Raw genomic sequence first — 15,805 nt, forward strand, 5'->3', positions numbered from 1 at the left:
CGCTTGCAATTCCTCCTTGTTTCCTATAACATTCTAACTTGTATTTATTTTTTTGTTATTTGGAGAGTCTAAAGGAGGATTTTTATGAAGATTTCATTCCTTACAATGTTAACAGTAACTGCGGTTATGGGGGCACTTTCATTAGTATTGGGAAATGGATATATGGAGACACAAAAGGAGATTGAGCGTCTTGAGGTCGCAAAGGCCGAAGAACGCCCAGAGATTGATCCTTATGTACTCGAGCTTGATGAACATATCGATAAATTACCTGATGGATATATCGTCTCTGGTAATGTAAACTTTCAAGAAGCAAAAGTGTTAGCAGATGCTTTGTACGAAGAAAGCGACGGTAATTTTAAATATGACTGGGGATTACTCTTGTCATTAGAGGCTCAAAAAAGAGACATTGATCCTCACGTCGTATATGAACTTCTTCGAGTTGAGACTGGAGATACATTTGATCCAAGCTTAGTTGGTCCAGAAACTCGGTATGGACATGCTTATGGTATGGCTCAGTTTATGAAAAACACAGGACCTTGGGTAGCGGAGATGGCTGAGCTACCGTATAAACATGAGTACTTGTTTGACCCGCACTATGCGATTCAACTGTCTGTCACTTACTTAGAGTATCTTTACGGAGAGTATGGTGACTGGGATCATGCTTTAACGGCTTATCACAGAGGGATGGGCGGCTTAAATCAGTATATTCGTGAAAATGGTCACGCAAGAAGCTGGTATGCGGAAGAAATTCAAGAAAAAGCAGAAGCGTTAGTTACGTTTGTAGATGATCAAAATTAAAACACAAGGTGAAGGGGCAACGCCCCTTCACCTTGTGTTTTTTGGTGAAGCGCAGAAATTAATTATCTTCGAAGTGGGTTGCTGCGAGGTCATAGAAGATCTCTTGGCTAGAGATCTCCTCGTCACCTTCTTTGCGCTCCACATAGTGGTAAATGCCGTTTTCATCTTGAATACGGGCTTTCATATTGTCCTTCATTGAATAGTGGAACACCTCATGAATACGATCTTTAATGGACTGTTCATAAACAGGGAAGAGAATCTCAATTCGCTTTTCCATATTTCGTGTCATCCAATCGGCAGAGGACAGGAACATTTTATGATGATTGTTAGCATGGAAGTAGAATACGCGACTGTGCTCTAAAAAGCGACCTAAAATGCTTCTTACCGTAATCGTTTCACTTACACCAGGGATTTGAGGTTTTAAGCAACAAATTCCACGAATGATTAAGTCTATCTTTACCCCAGCCTGACTTGCTTCGTACAGCTTTAAAATAATTGGCTTGTCAGTTAAGGAGTTCATTTTGGCCATAATATGCCCATTTTGATGTTTTTTGTGATGCTCGATTTCTTCATCAATTAGTTTTATAAACGTCTCTCTAATTTCAAATGGAGCAGTGGAAAGCTCTTTCCATTTTGGCTTTTTACTATAGCCACTTAAATAATTAAAGAAGTTAGTGGCATCGATACCGTATCTTTCATTAGATGTCAGCATGCCCATATCTGTATAAAATTTCGCTGTCGAGTCGTTGTAATTTCCAGTTCCAAGATGAATAAAACGCTGGATACCACTTTCATAGTGACGAATAATTAACGTGATCTTAGAATGTGTTTTTAATCCGGTAATACCATAAATAACATGGCAACCGGCCTTCTCTAGTTGCTTTGCCCACTGAATATTTTTTTCTTCATCAAATCGAGCTTTTAATTCAACAAGTACAGTTACTTGTTTACCAAGCTCAGCAGCACGTTTTAAAGCCTCAATGATGGGGGAGTCACCGCTTACGCGATATAGTGTTTGCTTAATTGCAAGCACGTTCTCGTCTTCGGCGGCACGCGTAATTAAGTCCACGATAGGTTGAAAGGATTCGTATGGGTGATGTAAGAAAATATCACGTTTTAAAATAGCGTCAAACAAGTCCTCATCTGGATCGAGGTCCACAGGACGCTGAGGAATGACAGGGCGGTCCAACAGCTCTTCGAAATGCGGAGCTAGCTGAGCGTGGAAGCTGAACATAAACGTAAAGTCCAATGGTCCATCAACTTCGTATATATCCTCTTTGTGTAGCTCTAACACACTTGTTAATAAAGATAAAACTTTTGGATCCATCTTTCCTTTCATCATTTCAAGACGCACAGCTGCGCCCCATTTACGTTTTTTGAGCTCTTTTTCTATTTCTCGAAGCAAATCGCGAGCCCCCTCCTCGTGAATCGTCAAATCAGCGTTACGTGTAATTCGGAAAGGGGACACGGACTTTACAGAGTTGCCACTAAATAAATGACTAATAAAGGTACTAATCACGTCTTCTAACATAATAAATCGATGCCCATCACCTGGAAGTGAGAGTGTACGCTTTAATACAGATGGGACCTGCACGATTGCAAGTTTATCATTAGGCTCATGATGCTTTAACTCTAAGATAACAGCTAAATTTAAGCTTTTATTAGATAGCATTGGAAAGGGGCGATATGCATCAATTGCCATGGGTGTTAAAACAGGCAAAATATACTCTTTAAAGTGTTTTTTCAAATACGTGTACTCACTCTCTGTTAGTTCATCAGGTGTAACAAGATAAACAGATTGATCGTGAAGTGCTGGGATAATAGCGTCGCGTACGTGCTCATACTGTCTTGTTACAAGCTTATGATTAAGCTCACCAATTTTTGCTAGCTGTTGCTTCGGTGTCATGGCCGTTTTATTTTCAGGCTTATGGAAGCCTGCGCGAACTTGGTCTTTTAAACCAGCGACTCGTACCATAAAAAATTCGTCCAAATTAGAACTAAAAATAGATAAAAATTTAAGACGTTCAAGTAGTGGATTTCGATGATCCATTGCTTCTTCTAAAACTCGTTCGTTAAAACCAAGCCAAGAAAGTTCACGGTTGTTGTAATAGGCTGGATTGTGTAAGTCGTGCTTCGTATGCATGATCGAACCTCCTGAATAGTATCTATTTCAAGCGTATCATACAGATGTAAATTTCATGTAAAGATTATACGTGATTAAACGTGAGTGTAATATTTTTATCTAGTGCTTTCTCTAAATGCTTCTTATATTTATTCGCCTGCTCCTCTTCAAAGAAGGCATCGCCATCATATGTGACAGTAATAGTAATGTCTTCTTTATCGCACTCCGTAATTTCCGTTCTTTTTATAATACTTTGTTCAGATATATTTAGAGCAAAGCTAAATTTGATAATGGCGCCAAGTAATTCATATTGAACGAGGTCTTCTTTTGAAACCCACGGTCGATAAGGATCAGCATATTTTTTAAGCTGAGATTTTGATTTGAAGGATGCAATAAACGCAACTGCTAAACGTTCGCTATGAGGTAAGCCATCGATCGATTGGTTTGTTAATAAATAAAAGGTATGCTCACTTTTAGATTCTGGATGAATGGTATTACCAATATAAAAAACGTTAGCACCTAACCGTAAGTGCTCCATATCAAGTTTGGAAAGTGTTACTAAATCATGCTCTACAAGCTCTGAGGTTAAATAAGACGCTAAAACAGATATCTTTTTTTGATGGTCGAGATTCAGTCGATAATAATTACTTAACTGATAAAAGCTTTCTTCTTTCACATTAGGAAAATGAGTAACTTCGATCGGAGCTAATAAAAGCTCAAAGAATAACCCATCGCGAAGACCACGACTACTAACAATAAAGGATTTTGTGTTTACTTCTTTAATTAATGCTTCCATCGCAGCGATTGCAGGAAGAATTGTGTCAGCACGATCTTTTGAAAGACCGTCAACTTTTTCTCGCTTCTTAAGTGACATAGAGCTTAATTCATCTGAGATATCATGCACTTCTTTAGCCGTCATTTCGTATTGATGCAAACCTGACATAGGATAAGAAATATCTGCCTGATGCACTTGGGCTACGTTACGGGCAGAGCCTCCAATTCCAATCACTGGAACGTTTTTATCCTTAATCCAAGAAAGGGAACGATAGGACTCCTTTAAAAAGTCACGCAGACGTTTCCATTCTTCCTCAGTAGGCGTATCCCCTTTAATAAATTGTTTCTTTAATGTTAGTGCTCCAAAAGGGAAACTATACGAATGGAGGAGTTCTCGATCTTTAAAATAGGTCACTTCTGTACTGCCGCCACCTATATCTATTGTGATACCTTCTGGTACGTCCATGCTATTTGTCACTGCTAAGTACCCATAATATGCTTCCTGCTCTTCTGATAAAATATCGACGGGAAAGATAGAGTGCTCTTTAATGGCATCTAAAATCTCCTCGCTATTTGTTGCGTTACGAATAGCGGCTGTAGCTACACCTCGCATGGATGACAGCTCATAGTTTGCGACAACGGGTTCAAATCGTTTTAATGTCTCTAGGACTTTATCGATCCCATCCTTCGTCATGGCACCTTCGTCATCAATATATGTACTAAGTCTTGCTGGAATTTTTAAGTTTTGAATTTCTTTATAGCATTTATACTCATCAATTTCATAAATAACAAATCGAATGGAGTTTGACCCCATATCAATAATTCCAATTTGCTCCATGTTTGGACCTCCCTAAGTTAAGCGCTTTATAGATGGACTTATCTTAACACATGAATAGTATCCACCCTACAAGTTTTGTTTATTATTTGAAGAAAATATGGAGGCTCGCAAGTTTACAAGGAAGGGGGACTGCGTTATACTACGTTAGGAATGTAAACCGTAACGATTCTTACTAATATAAACGAGGGATATATAATGAAGGAAACAAATTTTGTTGTTGAGGTGGAGGGAGTATCGTTTGCTTATAGACAGCAAACGGTTCTAGAGGATATCCATATGCGCATACCTGCGGGAAGCTTCCTCGGCCTATGTGGACCTAATGGTTCTGGTAAATCAACCTTAATAAAGCTTTTGCTTGGACTTAACCGGCCAGTTGACGGACAAGTTAAACTGTTTGGAACGTCCGTAAAGAGCTTTAAAAATTGGAGCAAGATCGGCTTTGTTTCGCAAAAAGCAAATAGCTTTAATAGTGGATTCCCGGCGACTGTTTTTGAAGTAGTCTCTATGGGGCTGTATGGTAAAGTGGGGCTGTTCCGCTTTTTAACAAAGAAGCATAAAGAGAAAGTAAAAGAGGCAATCAAGCAAGTAGACATGCAAGACTTTATGTATGCGAATATCGGTGAGCTATCCGGCGGACAGCAACAGCGCGTGTTTATTGCACGTGCATTAGTGAGTGACCCTGAGCTTCTGATATTAGACGAACCAACGGTCGGAGTGGATGCAAAGTCTGTATCAAATTTTTATACAATGCTACGCGATTTAAACACGAATAAAGGTATTACCCTTATTCTTGTCACGCACGATATTGGAGCGATGACAGACTATGTCACAGATGTTGCTTGTTTAAATAAATGCTTGCACTTTCACGGCAATAAATCGGACTTTGAAGAGAATCAGGAAGAAATGCTATCCGCTATGTACGGTCACGACGTTAGTATGATTGAGCATAATCATGATCATCACCATCATGATCATCATCACGACCATGATCATGTTAGAGGAGAAGTCCGATGATCGAGGTATTCTTTCAATTTGACTTTTTACGATACTCTTTATTTACAGCTATTTTAATTGGATTTATGGCACCGATTATCGGAGTTTTTATTGCGGTTAGAAGATTATCATTAATGGCTGACGCATTATCACACATTACGCTGACTGGTATCGCCTTTAGTTTGCTACTTGGGCGATATTCGTCGTTTTTTGCAGGTCTAAATCCAGTTTATATGGGAATGACATTCTCCGTCACAGGGGCCTTATTAACAGAGCGTTTAAGACAGGTGTATCCATACTATAAGGAGCTTGCAATACCGATTTTACTCTCTGGGGGAATCGGATTAGGAGTCGTGTTTATTTCTCTTGCAAATGGATTTAATACGGACTTGTTTAACTATCTATTTGGTAGTGTAATTGCTATTAATCAAACAGATTTTTATGTCGTTATTACGCTCACGGCTATCGTAGCTACTGTACTATTCTTCCTATATAAGGAATTGTTCTTTTTAAGTTTTGATGAAGAACAGGCGGTTATTGCAGGACTACCGAAGAAGTCTCTTCACATCATCTTTATCGTATTAGTCGCTATTGTGATCGGTATTTCCATGCAAATTGTGGGGATTTTACTTGTATCTGCATTAATTACTTTGCCAGTGGCAGCTGCCATGCGTGTAGCAAAAAGCTTTAAACAAATGTTCGTCTACTCGGTGGTAATCGGTGAGGTGAGTGTTCTGACTGGTTTTGTTAGTGCGTTTCATCTTGATTTAGCACCTGGTGGAACCATTGTCATGATTAACGTACTAATACTGTTGCTCGTTATCGCATTTACAGGAGAACGTTCAATTAGGAGGTCGGCATAATGGAAATACTCACACAGCTTACCTTTTTAGAACGTGGCATTATTGCGGGTATTTTAATAGGGTTTATTAGTCCTTTAATTGGGGCTTTCTTGTTAGTAAGGAGAATGACGATTATTACAGAAGGACTATCTCACATCACCCTTACTGGTATCACAGCAGGTGTATTAATGACGCAGTCCGTTGCAATATTTGGCGCTGTAAACCCACTTTACACAGGGCTTTTGTTCTCTTTAGGAGGTTCCTTACTAATTGAGCGCTTGCGTCAAATATATAAATACTTCGAGGAGCTTGCTATTCCAATTATCTTATCAGCTGGTATTGGTTTAAGCGCGCTATTGATTAGCTTTTCTAACAGTAGTTACACGGAGTGGTATAATTACTTATTCGGAAGCATTGTAACTGTAACAATTTCTGATTTATATTTTATTGGTGGAACGGGGATTGTCGCAATTGGGTTGATTGGACTGTTCTATAAAGAATTACTTTCTATTTCGTTTGATGCCGAGTTTGCGGCAACATCGGGTATCTCAATTAAAAAGCTAAACTTTTTATTTTCTATTTTGATTGCGCTTGTGATCTCTATGTCTATGAAGGTAGTTGGAATTTTATTAGTCGGTGCTCTAGTTACTCTTCCAGTGGCTGCTGCTATTCAATTTGCAAAAAGCTTTCGTCACGTGCTAATTCTTGGTATTATATTTGGAGAGGCAGCTGTGATAGGTGGAATTGTTTCTTCCTATCATTTAGATGTTGCGACTGGCGGAATGATTGTTGTCGTCGGTGTGTTATTATTAATAGGAGCGATCTTCGTGAAGCGAATGCTCCGTTTTTCAAGTGATCGTGCGAAGGAGGGTCATTCATGAACGTCGAACAAGCCATGGACAAATTAAAGTCAGAAGGATATAAGTACACAGATAAGCGATTTGACATGCTAACGTTATTTTCTGATGAAGGAAGATATCTAGCAGCTAAAGATGTATTAGAATCACTTCAGGTGAAATATGATGGAATGAGTTTTGATACTATATATCGTAATTTATCTGTTTTTACGGATCTTGGAATTCTTGAAGCAACAGAGCTTGATGGCGAAAAGCGCTTCCGCTTTTCTTGTGATACGAACGATCACCACCACCACTTAATTTGCTTAGAGTGTGGTAAGACGAAGCACATTCATCATTGTCCGATGGAGGCCGCAGTAAGTGAACAAGGTTTCCAAGTAACAGGTCATAAGTTTGAAGTATACGGATACTGTGAGCAGTGTCAGTAAAAAAAGCTAGGAGGACTCGGGTAAAGAGTCTCCTAGCTTTTTATATAGAATCTAGATCTATCGTCCATTATTTAGTAATGGCGAATAAGTCCGATACAATTTGGTTTGCCTCTTGCCAGCTGTTTGCTCGGTACACGTTTGTTGGCACGGGCATTTGATTATATGGTGTATTCATTAAAATGACGGGGATCTGACAGATTTCTGCAATATCCACTGCATTATCGTGCTTATCTTCTAAGAATAAATCAACCTTATGTTCTTTTGCAGCTTCGATTTTATTATGGCTACCCAAAAGCTCAATGTGATCATATGGGAGATTAAAGGCTTGAAACCATTCTTCTGTGATATCGTGAAGTTTAGCAGGCCTTGCGCTTATATAAAAAAGTTCAAACTGCTTTTCCCATTTATGAAGGATCGATTTAGCATCATTGGCTAAAACAGACTTTTGGTAAAGCATTGGCTCGTGTTCTTCCATCCAGCGAGCGAAGCTTTGCTCATCTACATTGAGCACGCGAGTTAGATCATACTCAACAAGGTCGTCTAACGTTAAGTTTTTATTAAAGTGTTCGTTTAAATGAGGGATGAACGTCCCTGGATCCGTGACAGTTCCATCGATGTCTATTCCAAAGCGGTATGTTGGCATTCCGGTCACCTCTAAGTCTAAATTATCGTTTGCAGAGTTCTTATCTGAATTCTGAAACAATGCGCTAATGCTATTGTCTCACAAACTCACCCTTTGTACACTAGTATCTGCTAAAAAAGCCCGTCCCACTTTATGTAGGACGGACAATTGTTATCATGTATTAAGCTTTTCTTTCTCTAATCGCTCTTTTTCCTGATGCTCTACAACGAGTGCATCAATTTCTTTCTTAAGCTCTTCTACCATTGTTTCTTCAGGAACCTTACGGATCGTTTTCCCTTTACGGAATAATAGTCCCTCTCCGCGTGCTCCAGCAATACCAATGTCAGCTTCTTTTGCCTCACCAGGACCGTTTACCGCACATCCTAGTACAGAAACTTTAATTGGAGCTTTGATATCACGAATATACTCATCGACTTCGTTTGCGATACTGATTAAATCGATCTCAATACGACCGCAAGTTGGGCATGAGATAAGCGTTGCCGCGTTAGCTGCTAGTCCAAATACTTTTAGAAGCTCACGAGCTACTTTAATTTCTTCAACCGGATCCGCACTTAATGAAATTCGCATGGTGTTACCGAGTCCTTTAGATAAAAGGGCGCCAAGACCAGCGGAACTCTTAATTGTACCTGAGAAAAGGGTACCTGACTCTGTAATTCCTAGGTGAAGTGGGTAGTCAAATGCTGCAGCAGCTTTTTCGTACGCTTCGATTGCTAAGTTTACGTCAGATGCCTTCATCGACACGATGATATCGTGGAAGTCTAGGTCTTCTAAAATTTTAATGTGATGGAGAGCACTCTCTACCATTCCATCAGCAGTAGGATATCCGTACTTTTCAATGATTCGCTTCTCAAGGGAACCAGCGTTTACACCAATACGAATTGGAATACCTTTTTCTTTTGCTGCATTTACTACAGCTTCTACTTTTTCGCGTCGACCGATATTACCTGGGTTAATACGAATTTTGTCCGCTCCACCCTCGATCGCCTTTAACGCAAGCTTGTAGTCAAAGTGAATATCTACAACAAGTGGAATGTTAATGCGCTTTTTAATTTCTGGAATTGCCTCTGCATCTTCCATATGTGGGCAGGCAACGCGCACGATTTGACAGCCAGCTTCCTCTAATCGAAGAATCTCTGCAACTGTAGCTTCAACATCATGCGTTTTTGACATGGTCATACTTTGAATGATAACTTCGTCGTTACCACCGATTGTAAGTGGACCAACTTTAACCTGACGTGTATTTTTTCGATGTGTTAACTGGGTCATGCTTCATCATCGCCCCTTTAGTTTGTTCAAAAAAAGACTTTTCGTTCGTTACTCATTGTAACAATGGTCGATAGCATGTGGCAAGGATTATTGCTCTATAGGTCGATGGATGTCGTAAATTGGGAAGCGATAGATAGAACCTGCTTGTAGCTCTTCCGGATCCTTACTATCATTTAATAGTAGGAAATCGTGTAAGACTTGTTCCTCTGTAATCTCTTCTGGTATATGTAATTGCTGTATAATAGTCGTGTAGGTTTGTCCACTTTCAACAATGACATCAACATGTGATTTTTGTACAGAAGGTATTTGAAGGGTCCCTATGGTTAAATCGTGTCTGACACCGAGGATGGTAACAGTAAGTAATAATAGTGCAAGTAATAATCTTCTCATCGTTTTTCCTCCTCAAACATGTAGTGAAACTTTTTTAAATCAAAATACGTCCATATATGTATAGCACGCTAGTACTATATTTGCTTTTGTCCAAAATATGCTATAATTTGGATAGTTTTTTTACTTAAAGGAGAGAATGACATGAGATCGTATAAAACATTTTTAGTTAGCTTTTTTGCAGTTTGGTTTATTGCAATGACAACTGTTATGGCAGACGCAGCACCTGGAGATGAAATTGTAACTCTTGGTGAAGATTTAAATCCTCAACAACGAGAACAACTTTTAAATGAAATGGGAGTGACAGAGGACGAAGTGACAATTGTCACAGTCTCCAATGAAGAAGAGTACCAGTACTTAGGGGATTATCTATCTGCATCTGTTATTGGAAGCAATGCTATTTCATCCTCAAAAATTACGATAGCAGAGCCTGGCACAGGAATCGATGTAGAATCCAATAGAATTACGTATGTATCTGACGGTATGTATGCAAACGCACTTATTACAGCTGGCGTTGAGGATGCCATTATTTATGTAACGGCACCGTTTGATGTATCTGGTACAGGAGCTCTTACAGGGCTAATCAAAGCTTACGAGACAACTACTGAAGCCACTATTCCTGAAGAGCAAAAGCAAGTAGCCAATGAAGAGCTAGTTAAAACGGCGGAGCTTGGAGATACTTACGGAGTAGAGGAAGCAACAGAGCTTATGGCTCGAATTAAAGAAGAAATCGCTGAAGGAAATGTGGAAACAGAAGAAGATCTGCGTGCACTTATTGAGCGAATCGCAGCGGAGCTTGGGATCGAGTTAACAGAAGAAGAGCTTAATGGATTAGTTTCATTATTTGATCGAATTCGTGGACTAAACATTGACTGGAACCAAGTACGTGATCAAATCGGATCCGTACGTGATAACATTGGTGAATTTGTAAGTAGCGAAGAAGGGCAGAGTATTATTCAGTCCATAATTAATTTCTTCCAAGACCTATTAGACACGATTTCTGGCTGGTTTACTTCATCTAACTAATGATGAGCTTTCGCTTCTCCATTGAATGGAGGAGCTTTTTCCTTTCTTTCCTTCTTTTTTTGAAACTTTTTTCTTTGAGCCTCGTAGATGAAAGTAGAGGTTATCTTTTGGTACAATAAAGATAAATGGAGAGGGAGTGAACGCACCGTGGAATTTCTTGACCTTAACGTAATGGGGTTTATCGTCATTTTCCTAGCAACACTCTTTATTTTCGGAGAATTGATGGTGAAATCAAAAGGGATATTCGCTATTTTAGGTATTGGTATCATGACGATGTACTTCTCGTATCACCTAAGTGCTACGGATAGCTTGTGGATTGTAGTTCTATATACAATCGGTCTAGCGCTTATCATTTTTGATGGTAAAGTGACAACAGATGGTACAATTGCCGGTATCGGAATTTTACTCATGGTTCTTGGCTTATCATTACCGTCACCTGATTTTACGTACGGTATTATGGTCGCATTAGCGTTTTTAATTGGAGCACCAACATCGTACCTATTCACAAAAGTATTCCCTAAACGAACGATGTGGGATAAAATGATTTTTACTAGTAGATTAACGAGTGAGGCAGGATATAATTCGATGAACGATGATTATAAAGGCCTCATTGGTAAACAAGGTGTTACGAAAACACCATTTCGCCCTACAGGAACAATTGAGATTGATGGTAAGCTTTATAGTGCCACTACAGACAATCGCTGGTTGCAAGAAGAGACGCCGATTGAAGTCGTTCAGACGGATGGTACTAGAATATTAGTGAAGCCAGTTGAACAGCAGGCGGCTACGACAGAAGCTTAGATAAGAAGGTAAAAGCTCTCATATAAAATGAGGGCTTTTTTTCGTTTGTTATGTTCGTTATTAAGAATGTTGTGCGTTTTAAAGAAAAACAGAGTATACCTTAGATAAAGGAAGAATCTTGCTTTAAATACGAAGATTTCAAGAGATTATAAAGCTATATTAGTTCTTAATAATGAATTATACTACATTTGTATTCGTTATTAAGAACAAAAAAGGAGGGAGTCATGGGCGGATTAAAGAAATGGAATCGTATCGTGGACATCTGTCTTATTGTCACACTCATAGTAGTTGCTATCATAGCCTTGCAGCATGTGTTTTTTGCCAATCAAACCGTTTTTGGCATGCATATCGTAACGGTTCAATCTGGTTCTATGTCTCCAACAATTAAGACTGGTTCTGTAATTGGTATTAACTCGACTGTAGATAAAGAGGCGCTTAAAGAGAATGACATTATCATGTTCCAGCGAGAACAAGGGATGTATGTTACTCATCGAATTGTTTCAGTAGAGCAGATAGGTGATGATGTCTATTACAAAACAAAAGGTGATAACAATGAAGCTCCTGATGTAACTCCAGTGAGCTCCGAGCAAGTAATCGGTAGCTTTAATGGCATGAATATACCGCTTTTAGGATATATACCGAGCATATTTGCAAACAGTCCAATTATTTTTCTTTTAATCCCAGGGGCCATACTCGTCGTGTTTTCATGTAGGCTCTTTTTATCGGGACTAAAAGAACGAAAGCTTAAACAGGATTTACTGCAGGCATCTGCAAAAAATAGAGAGTAAGAGGAGGAGTATGAGATGAAGAAAAAAGTAGCGGTAGGATTTTTGACAGGTATGTTAGGATTGTCTCTTGTAGGTGGCGGAACATGGGCCGCATTTAACGATGTGGAACAGTTAAGTGGTGCGTTTGCAACTGGGGAATTAGATATTACCGTAACGGGATTAAATACGGATGAAGAAGGGCGTTATGTTGTCTTAGAGGATGCTAATTTAAAGCCTGGTGATAAGTTGCAACGTAATATGACTATTTATAACAATGGAACGCTCGCTATTGAGTCTGTTTATTTACACTTTGACGAAGGGGAATTTATTAGCAATTTGCAAGAGCATCCTAATTATGATGAATTAGTTGCTGCTGGTGTAGTTCCTAGTACCAATCAAGAATTTTCCGATGAGTTTTTAAAACAGTTCCGAATTAATTTTTATGATATTTCACCGTCAGATCGACCGATATTTGAGCGCATACCAATTTTCCAACATGTTGAAGGTCGTTTTTATTCAACGGACTTCACGCTTTATGATCTGAAAAACGGCGACTTTTCTGACTTTACACAAAGAATGAGAAATTGGTATGTGAAACAGGTAGATGGTAAAAATGTGTTAGATTTAAGTCCGCGAAGTGGATTTAATGCGAATCAAGGAGCTTCTTTCTCGATTGAGATTGAATTTGTAGATGATGATGAAACGATTGGTTCAGGTGGAGGGAAGGATCGTTTGTATAAGCAAAATGCTTTCCAGTTAGCTTCTATGAACTTTGGCTTGTCTCTCGAAGCTGTTCAGTTTGGTGGTCGAACAGGCACAACTGATAATGAGCTTGAGTCAAGAAACCGAAACGTTGACTAATATAGTAGAAAGAAGAGAGGCTAGGACAAAAGTGATTATTTTGTCCTAGCCTCTTTCGTGATGAATGTTAGATGTAAACCGGAAACGTGATTTGATTAACCTTTTTTGAGCATCAATTATTCAGATACGAGTGTCGATTAACCGTTTTTAACCTTTAATTACTGAAAACTATGCGTGTGGATGTTTTTATTTGCGTGAAAAAGGAGAAATCGCGATTTTGTATCGGTTACTCTTAACCTAAATGGTAGACCTTTACCATTATGCACAAGGGTCGTCACCTGATATTATCCATCAGAATCGTGTTAATGGAGATTATGATTACGGTACATAACTATAAACTCATGTAAATGCACTGAACGAAAATAGAGCTCGGCATAGTTGCCGAGCTCTTAACGGATTTTACTTATGAAAGTTGTTTTTCTTCATGCTTGCTTTTCGTCTGGTCCACACTATGCTCGTCAAGACGTTGAAGGAGATCTTCCATGGGGATTTCTAATGTCATAAAGATACGTTTGACAATAACGATCGATGGATTTTTTTTCTTATCACGTTCTAAATAACTTAGATATGATTTTGAGACCCCTGTTTTCCTCGAAAGTTGTGATAGTGTCCATCCTTTTTGCTTCCGTTCACTTCTTATCATGTCACCGATCATGTTAACCCCCACCCTTCTGGTTAGTTAGTTCATTATAACGCACGAAAAGAATTAATGAAAAAATGAAATAAAGAGTAATTGAGAGTAAATGCGATATAAAGAACGATAAGTGTTCGTTATATCGTAAATACAACGAATTTTGCGACTTTTCAAGTTCGTTATAACGTTCTATACTAACCCTATATTCGTTATCAAGAACGATGAGCGCTTTGCAAGGAGGGTAGCAGATGAGAGATAAACGTCTAACGGAAAAACGAAAAAGAATCGTTACTTATAAGCTGATCGGTAAGACGGGGATATTATTGTGTGTCATTCCTTTTATACCTAGTTTTTTACTAGGATCAACCTTAGCTAGCTTTAATGATGTGGATGAAGGCGTCCTTCTTACATCCACAGAATGGATTGTAGCCACAGAAGAAGAAGTGGAACATCCAGAAAAAGGAAAGCGAGCTTCCCTTTCGTTTGACGGACTTCAAGTCTGGCAAGACTGCTCCTTTATAGTAGGTGAAGTTAAAAACGTTGGAAACAATATGAACGTACCGTGGGAGATAGAGGTTTATAAAAAAGACGGGAAGAATTGGGTGAGAATGCCGGATACTAATATCTTTGTCAGTAACCTTAAGAATGGAGAAATCGCTCAATTTTCTCACGAGCCTAAGAGTGCTGGTACGTATAAATTTAGGTTTGTAAGAGAAGCGTCTCACCCTGGTGGTCAAAATGGGGGTTGGAGTAGCCAAGTCGACTATCTCGTACTAGACACCTGCGCCGAGAAAGCAGAGAGTGTGGAGGAAGAGGCTCCGGAACAAAAGCAAGAGGAGCAGGTAGAAGAATCAAAACCGAAGGCGGAAGAGCCAAAACCGAAAGCGGAGGAACCAAAGGTCGAAGAGACGAAGTCTGAGAAACCGAAGGCGGAAGAGCCTAAGGAACAACCTAAAGTAGAAGAAACTCCTGTCATAGAAGAGCCTGTCATAGAAGCTCCAGCAAATGAAAATACGTCTACGTCGGAAGTGGAAGAAGTGGAAGTGACTACATCGGATGCATCGAGTGAAGAAGCGAATGATCAAGATGAAGAATGAGAGGAGACAATTCCATGGTGAAAAAAGGATTAAAACTTGTGAGTAAGCTTATTAATACCGTGCTTATCGTAGCGCTTTTATCTACTGCTTCACTAGTCTTAATTAATGTCTTTACAGAGGGCGAGCCAGAAGTGTTTGGTCAAGAGCTTAAAGTCGTTTACTCCGGTTCGATGGAGCCATTTATCCAGACTGGGGCGATCATAGGAATTAACACGATGGCAGATAAAGAGGCCATGCAGCCTGGGGATGTTGTCATGTATCAAAGTGAACCAGGAGTATTTGTTACTCACCGAATCGTTGAGCTAGTTGAGACGGGCCAGGGAACCGTGTATCGAACGAAAGGGGATAACAACGCAGACGTTGACCAACAGCTTTTATTGCCAGATAACATCTATGGTCTACACGGCAATATCAATATTCCTTACGTTGGATTCGCAATGGACTTTGCAAATTCGCAAATGGGATTGGTGCTTCTACTTATGATCCCAGGTGTCATCTTCTTATTCTACTCAGGCAAAATGCTTGTTGAAGGAACGAGAGAGATTAAGGCACACAAAAAGCAACTTGAGGAACAAAAGCTTACTTCAGAGTCAGCTTAAATACGGTTATTTCATGAAGGCGTGAAGCTACATGATTAACATAGATAAAAAATATCCAGTAAGGATAACAAA

At 39.3% G+C, this 15,805-nt stretch carries 17 protein-coding genes; 11 read left to right on the forward strand and 6 right to left on the reverse strand.

Annotation, left to right across the window (positions count from 1 at the left end; all coding sequences use genetic code 11):
* The first annotated feature begins 84 nt into the window (after positions 1-84).
* Positions 85-798, forward strand: coding sequence for a lytic transglycosylase domain-containing protein (locus FLK61_RS07820; RefSeq protein ID WP_176008921.1), 714 nt, complete (start codon positions 85-87; stop codon positions 796-798).
* 58 nt (positions 799-856) lie between these two features.
* Here FLK61_RS07820 and FLK61_RS07825 read toward each other — a convergent pair whose 3' ends face one another.
* Positions 857-2,941: an RNA degradosome polyphosphate kinase gene (locus FLK61_RS07825; protein ID WP_176008922.1), complete on the reverse strand. Its 2,085-nt coding sequence runs from the start codon at positions 2,939-2,941 to the stop codon at positions 857-859.
* 64 nt (positions 2,942-3,005) lie between these two features.
* Complete coding sequence (gene ppx, locus FLK61_RS07830; RefSeq protein WP_176008923.1) at positions 3,006-4,532, reverse strand: exopolyphosphatase; 1,527 nt, start codon at positions 4,530-4,532, stop codon at positions 3,006-3,008.
* A 195-nt stretch (positions 4,533-4,727) separates the two neighbouring features.
* Between ppx and FLK61_RS07835 the strand changes: the two genes are divergently transcribed.
* The 4 genes from FLK61_RS07835 to FLK61_RS07850 are packed head-to-tail and all read left to right on the forward strand — an operon-like array spanning position 4,728 to position 7,652.
* On the forward strand, positions 4,728-5,546 hold the full coding sequence (locus tag FLK61_RS07835; RefSeq protein ID WP_176008924.1) for a metal ABC transporter ATP-binding protein: 819 nt from the start codon (positions 4,728-4,730) through the stop codon (positions 5,544-5,546).
* Positions 5,543-6,388: a metal ABC transporter permease gene (locus FLK61_RS07840; protein ID WP_176008925.1), complete on the forward strand. Its 846-nt coding sequence runs from the start codon at positions 5,543-5,545 to the stop codon at positions 6,386-6,388. Before FLK61_RS07835 ends, FLK61_RS07840 begins: the two co-directional genes overlap by 4 nt.
* Positions 6,385-7,248, forward strand: coding sequence for a metal ABC transporter permease (locus FLK61_RS07845; protein ID WP_430708815.1), 864 nt, complete (start codon positions 6,385-6,387; stop codon positions 7,246-7,248). The genes FLK61_RS07840 and FLK61_RS07845 overlap by 4 nt, the downstream gene beginning before the upstream one ends.
* On the forward strand, positions 7,245-7,652 hold the full coding sequence (locus FLK61_RS07850) for a Fur family transcriptional regulator (protein WP_176008927.1): 408 nt from the start codon (positions 7,245-7,247) through the stop codon (positions 7,650-7,652). The genes FLK61_RS07845 and FLK61_RS07850 overlap by 4 nt, the downstream gene beginning before the upstream one ends.
* Positions 7,653-7,719: 67 nt before the next feature.
* On the opposite strand, the gene FLK61_RS07855 is transcribed toward FLK61_RS07850, so the two are convergent.
* From FLK61_RS07855 to FLK61_RS07865, 3 genes are all read right to left on the reverse strand, one after another.
* Positions 7,720-8,295 carry a 5' nucleotidase, NT5C type gene (locus FLK61_RS07855; protein ID WP_176008928.1) on the reverse strand — a complete coding sequence of 192 codons (576 nt, stop codon included), beginning with the start codon at positions 8,293-8,295 and terminating at the stop codon, positions 7,720-7,722.
* A gap of 153 nt (positions 8,296-8,448) precedes the next feature.
* Positions 8,449-9,561, reverse strand: a complete 1,113-nt coding sequence (ispG, locus tag FLK61_RS07860) for a flavodoxin-dependent (E)-4-hydroxy-3-methylbut-2-enyl-diphosphate synthase (RefSeq protein ID WP_176008929.1) — start codon at positions 9,559-9,561, stop codon at positions 8,449-8,451.
* 87 nt (positions 9,562-9,648) lie between these two features.
* Positions 9,649-9,951, reverse strand: a complete 303-nt coding sequence (locus FLK61_RS07865; protein ID WP_176008930.1) for a hypothetical protein — start codon at positions 9,949-9,951, stop codon at positions 9,649-9,651.
* Positions 9,952-10,092: 141 nt separating this feature from the next.
* On the opposite strand from FLK61_RS07865, the gene FLK61_RS07870 reads away from it, so the two are divergent.
* From FLK61_RS07870 to FLK61_RS07885, 4 genes are all read left to right on the forward strand, one after another.
* Positions 10,093-10,974 (forward strand): DUF1002 domain-containing protein, encoded by an 882-nt coding sequence (locus FLK61_RS07870; RefSeq protein WP_176008931.1) that lies wholly within the window; start codon positions 10,093-10,095, stop codon positions 10,972-10,974.
* Between the two features lie 147 nt (positions 10,975-11,121).
* Positions 11,122-11,775 carry an NfeD family protein gene (locus FLK61_RS07875; protein ID WP_176008932.1) on the forward strand — a complete coding sequence of 218 codons (654 nt, stop codon included), beginning with the start codon at positions 11,122-11,124 and terminating at the stop codon, positions 11,773-11,775.
* 224 nt (positions 11,776-11,999) lie between these two features.
* A complete protein-coding gene (locus tag FLK61_RS07880) occupies positions 12,000-12,563 on the forward strand; it encodes a signal peptidase I (protein ID WP_176008933.1) in 564 nt (187 codons plus the stop codon).
* Positions 12,564-12,578: 15 nt separating this feature from the next.
* Positions 12,579-13,403, forward strand: a complete 825-nt coding sequence (locus FLK61_RS07885; protein ID WP_176008934.1) for a TasA family protein — start codon at positions 12,579-12,581, stop codon at positions 13,401-13,403.
* 403 nt (positions 13,404-13,806) lie between these two features.
* Here the strand turns inward: FLK61_RS07885 and FLK61_RS07890 are convergent, their stop codons facing one another.
* Positions 13,807-14,058, reverse strand: coding sequence for a helix-turn-helix domain-containing protein (locus FLK61_RS07890; protein ID WP_176008935.1), 252 nt, complete (start codon positions 14,056-14,058; stop codon positions 13,807-13,809).
* A gap of 227 nt (positions 14,059-14,285) precedes the next feature.
* Here FLK61_RS07890 and FLK61_RS07895 point away from each other — a divergent pair, with 227 nt between their 5' ends.
* Positions 14,286-15,134 (forward strand): hypothetical protein, encoded by an 849-nt coding sequence (locus FLK61_RS07895; RefSeq protein WP_176008936.1) that lies wholly within the window; start codon positions 14,286-14,288, stop codon positions 15,132-15,134.
* A gap of 14 nt (positions 15,135-15,148) precedes the next feature.
* On the forward strand, positions 15,149-15,733 hold the full coding sequence (gene sipW / locus FLK61_RS07900; protein WP_176008937.1) for a signal peptidase I SipW: 585 nt from the start codon (positions 15,149-15,151) through the stop codon (positions 15,731-15,733).
* Positions 15,734-15,805: the final 72 nt, after the last annotated feature.

This window comes from Paenalkalicoccus suaedae, from assembly GCF_006965545.2.
In the GTDB taxonomy this organism is placed as follows: domain Bacteria; phylum Bacillota; class Bacilli; order Bacillales; family Salisediminibacteriaceae; genus Paenalkalicoccus; species Paenalkalicoccus suaedae.